General features: G+C 69.7%; 9 protein-coding genes and 1 pseudogene. 7 read left to right on the forward strand and 3 right to left on the reverse strand.

The window, feature by feature from the left end:
- Window positions 1-238: 238 nt before the first annotated feature.
- From ACWGI6_RS04720 to ACWGI6_RS04740, 5 genes are all read left to right on the forward strand, one after another.
- Complete coding sequence (locus ACWGI6_RS04720) at window positions 239-382, forward strand: hypothetical protein (protein ID WP_453266115.1); 144 nt, start codon at window positions 239-241, stop codon at window positions 380-382.
- 61 nt (window positions 383-443) lie between these two features.
- Window positions 444-965: an apotyrosinase chaperone MelC1 gene (gene melC1, locus ACWGI6_RS04725; protein ID WP_453266116.1), complete on the forward strand. Its 522-nt coding sequence runs from the start codon at window positions 444-446 to the stop codon at window positions 963-965.
- 40 nt (window positions 966-1,005) lie between these two features.
- Window positions 1,006-1,824: a tyrosinase MelC2 gene (gene melC2, locus ACWGI6_RS04730; RefSeq protein ID WP_453266117.1), complete on the forward strand. Its 819-nt coding sequence runs from the start codon at window positions 1,006-1,008 to the stop codon at window positions 1,822-1,824.
- Between the two features lie 743 nt (window positions 1,825-2,567).
- Entirely contained in the window at window positions 2,568-3,563 is a 996-nt protein-coding gene (locus ACWGI6_RS04735; RefSeq protein WP_453266118.1) for a DUF1259 domain-containing protein, read from the forward strand.
- A 903-nt stretch (window positions 3,564-4,466) separates the two neighbouring features.
- The gene (locus ACWGI6_RS04740; protein ID WP_453266119.1) at window positions 4,467-4,802 is read left to right on the forward strand and encodes a MerR family transcriptional regulator; all 336 of its coding nucleotides are present in this window, start codon (window positions 4,467-4,469) and stop codon (window positions 4,800-4,802) included.
- 220 nt (window positions 4,803-5,022) lie between these two features.
- Here the strand turns inward: ACWGI6_RS04740 and ACWGI6_RS04745 are convergent.
- Together ACWGI6_RS04745 and ACWGI6_RS04750 are read right to left on the reverse strand one after the other, a co-directional pair.
- Window positions 5,023-6,203, reverse strand: a pseudogene (locus tag ACWGI6_RS04745) (GDSL-type esterase/lipase family protein).
- 96 nt (window positions 6,204-6,299) lie between these two features.
- The gene (locus tag ACWGI6_RS04750; protein ID WP_453266120.1) at window positions 6,300-6,869 is read right to left on the reverse strand and encodes a TetR/AcrR family transcriptional regulator; all 570 of its coding nucleotides are present in this window, start codon (window positions 6,867-6,869) and stop codon (window positions 6,300-6,302) included.
- Between the two features lie 174 nt (window positions 6,870-7,043).
- Between ACWGI6_RS04750 and ACWGI6_RS04755 the strand changes: the two genes are divergently transcribed.
- Complete coding sequence (locus ACWGI6_RS04755; protein WP_453266121.1) at window positions 7,044-8,129, forward strand: hypothetical protein; 1,086 nt, start codon at window positions 7,044-7,046, stop codon at window positions 8,127-8,129.
- Between the two features lie 317 nt (window positions 8,130-8,446).
- Complete coding sequence (locus tag ACWGI6_RS04760; RefSeq protein ID WP_453266122.1) at window positions 8,447-10,048, forward strand: CocE/NonD family hydrolase; 1,602 nt, start codon at window positions 8,447-8,449, stop codon at window positions 10,046-10,048.
- 226 nt (window positions 10,049-10,274) lie between these two features.
- Here ACWGI6_RS04760 and ACWGI6_RS04765 read toward each other — a convergent pair.
- Window positions 10,275-11,063 (reverse strand): PucR family transcriptional regulator (locus ACWGI6_RS04765; RefSeq protein WP_453266123.1); only part of this gene is annotated, 789 nt, incomplete at its 5' end.

The raw sequence follows: 11,063 nt of genomic DNA on the forward strand, positions 1-11,063 counted from the left end.
GGCCGAAGCGGTCCGTGCCCGGCTGCCGACGATGACCGCCGCGAGCCGGCCGGGGGGACGGTTCCTCCACCGGTGCGGAAGCTCGAAGCCCAAACACCATGCGCCCCAAGCCCCCTGCATTCGCGCCGAGTTCCGGCCGTGGGACGTCTCACGGTTTCGGCGGCGCGGGGAAAGGATCTGCGGCTGGTGGTGCTCCAGATCGCGGAATATCCGGTTCCGCGACCAGGTGTGCCGGGGCATGAGCACGATCACCGCCGTTGAATCCTGCACCTTCTCCCGGGTGTTGTCTCGTTCGTGGCCCGATCCGGCGGTGCAACTTGATGATCCGTTCGTCCCTGCCAGCATGTGGCGGCGCGGGCCGACCTCCGGCGCGCCGGCTTGAAGAACCGAATCCTCTGCGGCCCCGCCACAGAGGAGGAGCCGAGACGAACAGAGGAGTGGACATGTCGCGTCCCACCCGACGCCAGGTGCTGCACGGTAGCGCCGCGGCCCTGGCCGGAGCGGCGCTCGCCGCACCCGTTGTCAGCGCCGACGCCGCTGTCGCCCGCCCCGCCGACGGCCACGGACACTCAGAAGGCCACGGACGCCCCGGGGGCCACGAGATGCCGGAGCCCTTCGACGAGATGTACCAGGGCCGCCACATCGAGGGCTGGCCGGCGGACGAGGGAGCTTCGGCGAACGGCAGCCACGGAAGTCCCCGAAGCCAGGGCAGCCACGGAAGTCCCCGAAGCCACGGCAGCCACGGAAGTCCTGCGGATCCCCAGAGCGGACAGGCCGGTCCGCACGACGGCATGGACTTCGTCGTCCGCATAGACAACGACGACCTTCATGTGATGCGGAACGCGGACGGCACCTGGATCAGCCTGGTGAACCACTACGAGACGTTCACCACGCCACGTGCCCTGGCGCGCGCCGCCGTTCGTGAACTGCAGGGCGCTGAACTGGTCCCCGTCGTCACCGGCTGAGGCGTGCCCCTGACCGTCCCCCCACCGAGGAGTCCTCGACATGGCAGTCCGGAAGAACCAGGCGGATCTCACCGCCACCGAGAAGCGGAACTTCGTCGATGCGGTGCTGGAACTCAAGCGCAGCGGCCGCTACGACGAGTTCATCAGCACCCACAACGCGTTCATCATCGGTGACACCGACAACGGAGAGCGGACCGGCCACCGGTCCCCGTCATTCCTCCCGTGGCACCGCAGGTTCCTGCTGCAGTTCGAACAAGCCCTGCAGAGCGTCACGCCGTCGGTCACCCTGCCCTACTGGGACTGGACCGTCGATCGCACATCCCGCAGTTCCCTGTGGGCCGACGATTTCCTCGGCGGCGACGGGCGGAGCGGTGACGGCCGGGTGCCCTCGGGGCCGTTCGCCTTCGGCAACGGCAACTGGCCGATGAACATACGCGTCGACGGCCGGACGTTCCTGCGCCGTTCGCTCGGCACGGGGGTCCGCGAACTGCCGACCCGGGCCGAGGTCGACCGGGTACTCGCCACGACCGTCTACGACGCCGCCCCCTGGAACAGCTCCTCCGACGGCTTCCGCAACAACGTCGAGGGCTGGCGCGGCCCGAATCTGCACAACCGGGTACACGTCTGGGTCGGCGGGCAGATGACCACCGGTGCCTCGCCCAACGACCCCGTCTTCTGGCTGCACCACTGTTTCATCGACAAGCTCTGGGCCGAATGGCAGCGCCTGCATCCCAAGTCCGGGTATCTGCCGACCGGCAACACACCCGACGTCGTCGACCTCCACGACACGATGAAGCCGTGGAACGACGTCACCCCGGCGGACCTGCTGGATCACACCAAGCTCTATACGTATGCATGACAGGTGCATGACATACGCGCCACCTATGGCCTCATCGTCCTGATGCCGCCCGGAACCGGGGAGCCAAGTCCGCGGAGGAGCCAGTGATCTGCGGCCTCGCGTCCGATCGCGTGACCGTGGGGAAGGCGGACAACTGCGTGCCTCGCCGGATCGTTCCGCGGGCCGGCCGGTCTGTCATGGGTAGCCAAGTCCGCACCACGAACCGGAGTTCGTAGGCATGGAACGGGTCCTCGTGCGCCGCTGCGGGTCTTCCTGACCGTGCCGGTTCGAACGGGCATGGACCTGCGGGCACGGCCTCGCGCCACGCGCGGCGGGGCCGTGCCGGTGCTCTCCGCAGGCGGAGGTGGGCCGGGCTGATCCGTCGGGCCGGTCCGAGCCGGTCCACGCCGGTCCGCGCTCATTGCTCAGCGACATGAACGGGGCCGTCGTAGGGGCGTATGACACTGCGACGCTGGGAACACGGCCCGGATCGCGTGGTGATGATGCTGCATCGTGTCGGTGAAGTTGTCCGTGCCAATGACCCGGCCTACGGCACGTCAGGATGCCGGGCGGGCACCTACCAGGATGCCGGGCGGGCACCTACGACGCCTTGTGCGGGGCCGTGCGCGACGGTCGCCGACCGCCCTCGCAGTCGGCCGCCTCACCCGTCATGACGACTGCTTAGCCCAGCTGGCCCCTAGCGGTGGCGGGGATGACGGTGTCTCCAGCCCGCCATGCTTCCATCTCGTCATGGAGGTGCTCACATGATGGCTGGAGAGCGACAGCAGGACCCGCGAGCGGGTACGTCACGACGGCGCGTGCTGGCCGCGGCCGCCCTGGCGCCGATGCTGACCGGGGCGCAGACCCCCGCTCGCGCCCTTCCCGCCGGGGTGGCCGAGGCGAGAAGCCGAGGGCTGGTCAAGCCGGTGCCCACCACCCTGTCGGACTGGACGCACGTGGCCAACCACCTCAGCCCAACAGGCGATATGAAGCGGAAGGTGATGTACCACACGGGCCTGCCGCGCCGGGACCTCCGGGTGGTCTCCCGCAAGATCGCCGTCAAACCGGCACTCGCGCTGGGTTCGCATGTGTCCTTCGTCCGTTACGCCGACGACAGCACGCTGGCGATGGGCGATGTGGTGGTCACCGAGGACGAACTGCAGCAGTTCATCGATGCCCTGCATGAGCACGGGATCGAGCAGACCGCGATCCACAAGCATCTGCTCTCCCAGATTCCCGATCTCTGGTGGATCCACGTCCATGCGCACGGCAAGGAGCCGGGGCCCATCGCCCGCGGACTGCGCGCGGCGTTCAACCGCACCGGAACCCCGCGCCCGCGACCGGCCGCTCCGCCGCGGCCCGTCAACCTGGACACCGCCGGCATCGATGCGGCGCTGGGCGCCAAGGGTTCCGTCGACGAGGGAATCTACAAGTGCATCTTCGTCCGCCGCGAGACCATCACCGACGGCCACCTGGTACTGCCCCCGGGCCTGGGATCGACCAGCGCGTTCAACTTCCAGCCACTGGGCGGCGGCCGGGCCGCGATCAGTGGTGACTGCGCCATGATCGCCGGGGAGGTCCAGGACGTCCTGGTGGCGCTGCGGCGTGCCGGGGCCCAGCTCGTCGAGCTGCACAACCACGGCTTGAGGGACGAACCCCGTCTGTTCTTCACCCACTTCTGGGCCGTCGGCGACGGCGTCAAGCTTGCGCGGGCCCTGCGCCCCGCGGTGGAGGCCACCAACGTCGTACCGGCGGGCTGACCAGCGGCGCAGCCCGCGGGCTCGCCCCGCCGGACGATGTCCTGAGCGCCTCCGTGCTCAGCCCGCGCCCTCCCCTCGTCCGTGAAGTCATCCGCCGAGGCGTCGGGCTCTTCCCGCTCACGCGTGCCGTGGATGTGCCGGCATCGGTATCGGTATCGGTATCGGCATTGTCTTCGTGGACGGTGGTGCACCGGGCTATGAGGCCGGGTACTTGGGCCGGAGGCGGGCCGGTGTCGCCGCAGTGGAGGTCCCCGGCACGTGCACCAGCGGCGTACGGGGTGACCAGGGCGATCACCGTCTCCCGGACCAGGGCCTCTCGGTCAGATGCATCGGCATTCCTGCCCGTGGCGGAGGAGCTTCCCGAGAGGGTTTCCGTGGCGTAGGTGCGGCAGAACTTCAGACTCCCGCTCTGACGAAAATCTGTCACGGTCAGAGTAGACATCCACTGGCTGCAGGGTTAGTGTTTTTTCGTAGCCAAGGCAGTAAAGAGGGCACGGCAGACATGAACTGCCGTGCATGCAGGTCAAAGCAGGTTGTGGAACGGCAGTGGAGCGGCGGGGCCGGAAGTGGTGGGTTCCGTCACTGACTGCCGGGCCAAGCGGCCCCAGGGGTCGTGAGCAGTACCGCAGGATCCAGCAGTAGGACCGAGTAACCGAGTGAAGTAAGGAGCGAACGCCATCAGGATCGCCCGGGCGAGGGACACACCGCTCGGGTACCGCAGACCCCAGAACGGAAGGTGGTCCCCGGTCACGCATTCGCGATCCCCGCACCTCCGCCCTCCCGGGCGGACCAGCGGAAAAGAGAAGGCCGGCGCAGTCTGCCGGTAGATGGTGTTGAAAGCTCGGGGCCTGGGTGCTGTACAGCACCCGGGCCCCTCGATGCGTCCCCGAAAGAAGAGGTGCTATGCCCCCTAGCAGTCCCCGCCCCGCCGACAATCTCGACGATGACGACTACCCCGCCTACACCATGGGCCGGGCCGCCGAGATGCTCGGCACCACCCCCGCCTTCCTCCGCGCCCTCGGCGAGAACCGCCTGATCACCCCGCTGCGCTCCGAAGGCGGTCATCGCCGCTACTCCCGCTACCAGCTGCGCATCGCCGCCCGGGCCCGTGGACTCGTCGACCAGGGCACCAAGATCGAGGACGCCTGCCGCATCGTCATCCTCGAAGACCAGCTGGAGGAAGCCCAGCGCATCAACGAGGAACTGCGCACCCACGGTTCCAGGCCGCAGTCGACATAACCCTGCGTCTCCCGCGGACATCGGCTCTGCGCCCGGCCGGGCTGGTGGTGGGATGGGTGGGAAGCGCCGCGTCGGGGCCGCTGATGAAGCCACGCACGATCCGTCGCCCCGCATGACCGCAAGGCCGCCCACGTCGGCACCGGTCGCCCCGCCCACAGGATTTTGAGGGTGTTCTCCGGCTTCGTCCCGCCCGTCGTGTCCGGCGGGACGGCGCCGGGGCTCAGGCGCCTTGGGCGGCGAAGGGGCCGCCGTTGCCGAAGACTTGCTCGGCGAAGCGTTCGCCGATGCGGCGGTGTGTGGCGGCGTCCGGGTGGAGCTGGTCGGGCAGCGGCAGCTCGGCGAAGTCGGCCTCGCCGTAGAGCTCGCGGCCGTCGAGGTAGTACAGGTGGGGGTCGTCGGCCGCGCGCTGCTGCACGATGCGGGAGAGTTCGTCCCGGATGACCTTGAGCGTCAGCTTCCCGGCAGCGGTCTCCGCGGGGTCGCCCGCGGCCATGAACTGCAGCTTGCCGGCACTGAGGTTGCTGAAGTCCGGGGCCGAGGGGCCGGGGGTGTCCTCGTGGATGGGGCACAGGATGGCGGAGACGACCAGGAGCGGCGTGGTGGGGTGCCCCTCGCGGATGGTGTCGAGGAAGCCGTGCACCGCCGGGCCGAAGGCACGCAGCCGCATCAGGTCGGCGTTGACCAGGTTGATGCCGATCTTGATGCTGAGCAGGTCGGCGGGGTGTCCCGCAGGGCGCGGGCGGTGAACGGGTCGAGCAGGGCGCTGCCGCCCATACCCAGGTTGATCAGCTCCGCGCCGCCGAGGGAGGCGGCCAGCGCCGGCCACGTCGTGGTGGGGCTTTCGGCGTCGGAACCGTGGCTGATCGAGCTGCCGTGGTGCAGCCACACACGGCCCCGGTCGGGTACGGCGGCTATGGGGGCGTCGGTGCGCAGGGCGATCAGCTGGGTGATCTCGTTGTGCGGCAGCCAGATCTCGACGACCTTCGCCTCGGGGGACAAGCCGGTGAACCGGACGGTGCCGACGGGGCCGGGCCGGGTTTCCGAGGTACCGGTGATCATGTCAATGGTCAGGACGTTGCCGCCGCTCGCACCGGCCCGGCCGGCCAGACGGCCGTCGACGAGCAGGTCGTACACGCCGTCGGGCCGGGGCGGGGCGCCCCGATAGGCCAACTTGGTGGGGAGCGTGTCCAGTTCGACGGTGGTGGCCCGGGAGCGGAAGACCAGCCGCACACCGGAGGGCTGAGCCTCCGCCATCGCCAGTTGTCCCGCGGAGCACTGTGCGCGGGCCCGGGCGGGCAGCCGGTGCGGCAGCACACCGTGCTCGGTGCGCTCCAGATCCAGGGCGCCACGCAGGAGGTCCGCGGTGAGGGGCGTGGTGGTCCAGGTGTGTGTGACGTTCATTGTTCCAGCCTGTTGAGCAAAGTGTCTGAGTGTTCAGGCTTGCCGATGCGTCATGACCGTGTGGTCGGAGGCCTGCGCATGCCGGAGGGGCTGCGGTCAGGGCGTGGGCCGGCTCCGCAGCATGGCGTCGAGGCGGTCCAGGGTCCATGCCCAGGATTCCTGCGAGTCGGGGGCGCTGTGGCTGAACCCTCCGGCCAGCTCCAGGCTGACGAAGCCGTGGAAGACGCTGCCCAGGAGCCGGACCGCGTGTGTCTGGTCGGGCTCCGCCAGGTCGTAGCCGCGCAGGATCGCCCGCGTCATCTGCGCATGCCTGCCGCCGGCGCTCGCTGCCGCCGCCTCCGGATCCAGTCTGAACTGCGCGGCGGCGTAGCGGCCGGGGTGCTTCCGGGCGTAGTCGCGATAGGTGTGGGCGAACGCGGCCAGGGCGTCCTTGCCGGCGCGCCCGGCCAGTGCGGCGGCGGCCCGGTCGGCGAGTTCCGACAGGGCGAGCAAGGCGATCTTGGTCTTGAGGTCATGGGAGTTCTTCAGGTGCGAGTACAGGCTCGCGACCTTGACGTCGAACCGCCTGGCGAGCGCCGAGACGGTCGCCTGGTCGAAGCCGACCTCATCGGCCAGCTCCGCCCCCGCCTGGACCAGACGTTCCGTGGTGAGCCCTACGCGTGCCATAGCCTTCCTTCTTTCTGCCTGAAGCGAGTATGTATTTGCCTAATCCCTTTAGGCAAGTGGGGGTGGCATTTCGCTTCGGCGCGTGTGCTCGTCGCCGCCGGGTTGGCGGAGCCCCGGGGGTGGCGCCCCGTACGCTTCCGTCGTCGAGGTGGGGTGCGGAAGGAGCGGACTGCGGTGCGTGTGCTGCTGGGTATTGCCGGGGCCGTCATCGTGCTCGGGATCTTTTCCTCGGTGCTGCACTCGCTGGTGGTCCCCCGGCCGACGCGTTCCGGCTTCGGCCGGTTCGTCCAGCGTCTGGTGCAGTGGCCGTTCCGGCTGGTGGCCGACCGACTGCCGAGTGCGGAGGCCAAGGACCGGACGCTCGCCCCCATGGCGCCGCTGACCGTCGTCGTCACGCTGATCAGCTGGCTGGTGTGCTTCATGGTCGGCTATGCGCTGCTGGAGGCGGCGGTGAGCCGGCTGAGTGTGAGGGAGGCGCTGATCGAGGCGGGTTCCTCGCTCTTCACGCTCGGGTTCGCCAGCGGCAACCGCGTCACGCTGAATGCGATCGACTTCTGTGCCGCGGTCACCGGCCCGATCGTGATCGGCCTGCAGGTGGGCTATCTGCCCGCGCTCTACGGCGCCTACCAGCGCAGGGAGACCGAGGTGACCCTGTTGCAGGCCCGAGCGGGGAGCCCGCCCTGGGGGCCGGAGATCCTTGCCCGCTATGCGCAGGTCGATCTGATGGACAGTCTCACCGAGCTCTTCCGTAACTGGGAGCGCTGGAGCGCCGGGGTGAGCGAAAGCCACACCACTTACCCGATCCTGATCCACTTCCGGTCCCCGAAGGCGACCCGCAACTGGCTGATCGCCCTGTTGTCCGTGATGGACGCCGCGGCCCTGCGGCTGTCCTTCAACCCCTCCCAGCCGCAGGCCGAGGTGCGGATGGCGCTTCGGGCGGGCTTCATCTGCCTGCGAGAGATCGCCAACATCCAGGGCATCCCCTATGAGCGTGATCCCCACCCGGACGACGCGCTGCAGCTGGGCTACGAGGACTTCCTGCGGGGCGTGGAGCGGATGAGGTCCCAGGGCTATCCGATGGAGCGCACGCCGGAAGAGGCATGGCCGCAGTTCCGTGGCTGGCGGGTCAACTACGAGGCGCTCGCCTACCGCTTGGCGTACGAGATCGAGGCGGTGCCGGCCCCGTGGTCCGGGCCGCGCCGTACCGCGGTGATCATCCGCGCCCCGCTCACCCCGGTCGACCGCCGCCCCGTCGGGTAGGGCACCACCGTGCCGGGCACCGCGCGATCACACTCTGCCGGCTTCGCCGTGATCGAACCCCGACTCCGGCTCCATGCCTGATTCAGGACCCACCGCCGCAGACCCGCGGCCGACGAAGCGTTACCCATGAGTAAGTTTTGGCTGATCATCGCCTCACCAGGGTCGATGATGCGCCCGTACGCTCCGAACCACCGCACCGGATGAGTGTCATCACTGTGGCACCGCGGTCAGATCCTGATGGAGCATCGATGGCGCGATCCCGCCGTACCACCGGCAGACACCACGGCCGGCACAGAATGACAACTGCCGTGCTGGTCATGGCACTTGCCCTCAGCGGAACCTTCGCCATGGATCCTGCGGCGGCGGTCGCCCGTCCCGGGCCCGCGGCGGCCGCCGCTCACGCCACACCGTCGTTCCGTCTCGTCGACATACCGATGAAGGACGGCACCGTCCTCAAGGCCGATGTGTTCACCCCCGCCGCCGGCACACCCGGCGCCGACCGGAAGGGCCGCTACCCCCTGGTCGTGCAGCCGGCCAGCTGGGGGCAGAACGACCTGGAGTACATCGCCCAGGGCAAACAACTGGCCGCCGACGGCTATATCGCCGTTACCTACACCGTGCGCGGCTTCTGGCGTTCCGGGGGCGAGGTCGATGTCGCGGGGCCCAAGGACGTGGCCGACGTGTCCGCGGTCATCGACTGGGCCCTGGCCCGCACACCGGCCGACCGGCAGCGCATCGGCATGGTGGGGCTCTCCCTGGGCGGGGGCCTGACCCTGATGGGTGCCGCCTTCGACCCGCGGATCAAGGCGGTCGCCGCGATGAGCGGCTGGGGCGACCTGACCGACTCGCTCTACAGCGGGCAGACGAGGCACCTCCAAGCTGCCGCCCTGCTCGCCGCCATCCAGGCGCCCACCGGCCGCAGGAGCCCGGAGTTCGCACGCATACTGGCGGCCCTCTTCGGCGACCACGACTTGCCCAAGGTCGTCGCATGGGCGCACACCAGGTCCCCGGCCACGTACGTGGACCGGATCAACGCCCACGGCACGGCCGTCTTCCTGGCCAATGCCTGGGGCGACAGCATCTTCAACCCCAGCGAGATGACGGCCTTCTACCAGCGGCTGACCGGCCCCAAGCGGCTTGAACTGCGCCCCGGGGACCACGCCACACAGGAGCTGACGGGTCTGCTGGGGCTGGACAACGCCACCTGGACCGGCGCGCGCCGCTGGCTCGATCAGCATGTGAAGGGCACCGGCGGCAGCGACGGCCGAGGGCAGCCGGTGGAACTGGAGGTGCGGCCGAACGGCACGCACGAGAACTACCCGGACTGGCGCGCCGTCAGTTCCCGAACCGAACACCTGCGGTTGGGCGACCCGAACCTCCGCGGTACCGGGGCGCTCGGCCAAGCCGCCCGGACCGGCTGGCAGAAGCCGGTCGCCGGTGGCACGAATTCGGGCGCGGACGGCGGCGTCGCCGAACTGTCCGGGCTGCTCGACCAGGCAGCCGCCCTGCCGCCGACCGTCATCGTCCCGCTGCTGCCACGTACCTCCGCCGCCGTGTGGCAGTCGGCACCCTATGCGGCAGTGCAACACCTCCGCGGCGCCGCACGGTTGCACACCAAGGTCACTGCCTCCGCGTCGCAGGGCACGGCGTTCGGCTATCTCTACGATGTGAATGCCCTGGGTGTGGGAAAGCTGATCTCGCACGCTCCGCAGAGCTGGTCCGGCAAGAAGCCGGGCCGTGCTTTCCCGTTGGACGTCTCGCTCTTCGCCACCGCGTACGACCTGCCCGCCGGGCACCGGCTGGCGCTGGTCCTGGACACGAAGGACCCGCTGTACGGAGGCCGTACCCCGCTGGGGAGCAGTGTGTCGTTCGGCTCCTCCGCGGCTGACCCGTCCGAACTGGCGCTGCCCGTTCGCTGACCCCCGGGGAATCAGCCGCCGCCGCCGACCGGCGGGCGGTCCCAGGGGTCGGTGTACGCGTACACCGACCCCAGCAGGTCTTCGGGCGCGGGCGAGGCCGGCGAAGTCCCGCTCGGCTCGCGGCGGACGACGGGACGTCGCGGACATGCCCTGGAACTTCGCGGCGCCCGCGACGAACTCCGGCCACGCCTCCTGCATGGGGTGCAGCTCCTTGCCGACGGCGGCGTCAGAACAGCACCGACCGTCCGAGCCAGTGTGCTGCCAGGAGGGCGGCGCGGACGTGGAAGTCGTCCTCAAGACTCTTGGCCGCTGCCGGCAGCAATGCCGTTGCCCGTTGCACTCGGTACTGGATCGAGTTGCGGTGGAGGTTCATTGCCTGGGCCGTGGCCGCGTAACTGCGGTGGTGGGTAAGGAAGTTCTGCAGCGTCTCACGCAGGATGGCGTGGCGAGTGCCGGCCTGCGCCAGGTCGCCGAGCGTCGCGGCCACGAACTCACGGACGGCTTCCATGTCACCGGCCATCAGGGCGACCGGAGCCACGTCGTCGTACCGCACCCACTGCGGCCCGACCGGACAGTGAGGATCGGCGTCCTTCGCCCCGGCCGGGCCGAACCGGGTGGCGAGGATCTCTTTGACCTGCGCGGCCTGGCGTGCCGAGGTGCGGAAGCCGGTCAGGTCGGCGCCGGGCCGTCCGATGGACGCGTGCAGGGTTGCCCCCTGCGGTGGTGTGAAGGTGTCGATCCCGTCGTGTGGCCTGCGGGGCAGCGCAAGCCACAGACGTGCCTCCTGCTCGTCCGTCGGTACGACGAGGGAGGCGCGGGCGCGCAGCGCCGACACCGTGTGTGTACGGACGTCCTCCACGGCGGAGAACAGGTCGAACGAGCTCATCTCGCCGACGGGCCACAGCGTGCAGGCGACATGGACCGCGTCCAGGGGATAGCGCAGCGCCCGCTCGGCGGGGCGGCGGGGGACCCGGGCGCCCCCCCCCCCATAGGTTTTACAGAACAAAGGGCCGCC

Source organism: Streptomyces sp. NPDC054786 (assembly GCF_053611685.1).

Bases quoted from the DNA above. Each gene is read 5' to 3' on its own strand.
- ACWGI6_RS04720 (WP_453266115.1), top strand. From the start codon at position 239: ATGAGCACGATCACCGCCGTTGAATCCTGCACCTTCTCCCGGGTGTTG.
- ACWGI6_RS04760 (WP_453266122.1), top strand. From the start codon at position 8,447: ATGGCACTTGCCCTCAGCGGAACCTTCGCCATGGATCCTGCGGCGGCG.
- ACWGI6_RS04740 (WP_453266119.1), top strand. From the start codon at position 4,467: ATGCCCCCTAGCAGTCCCCGCCCCGCCGACAATCTCGACGATGACGAC.
- melC1 (WP_453266116.1), top strand. From the start codon at position 444: ATGTCGCGTCCCACCCGACGCCAGGTGCTGCACGGTAGCGCCGCGGCC.
- melC2 (WP_453266117.1), top strand. From the start codon at position 1,006: ATGGCAGTCCGGAAGAACCAGGCGGATCTCACCGCCACCGAGAAGCGG.
- ACWGI6_RS04750 (WP_453266120.1), bottom strand. From the start codon at position 6,869: ATGGCACGCGTAGGGCTCACCACGGAACGTCTGGTCCAGGCGGGGGCG.
- ACWGI6_RS04735 (WP_453266118.1), top strand. From the start codon at position 2,568: ATGATGGCTGGAGAGCGACAGCAGGACCCGCGAGCGGGTACGTCACGA.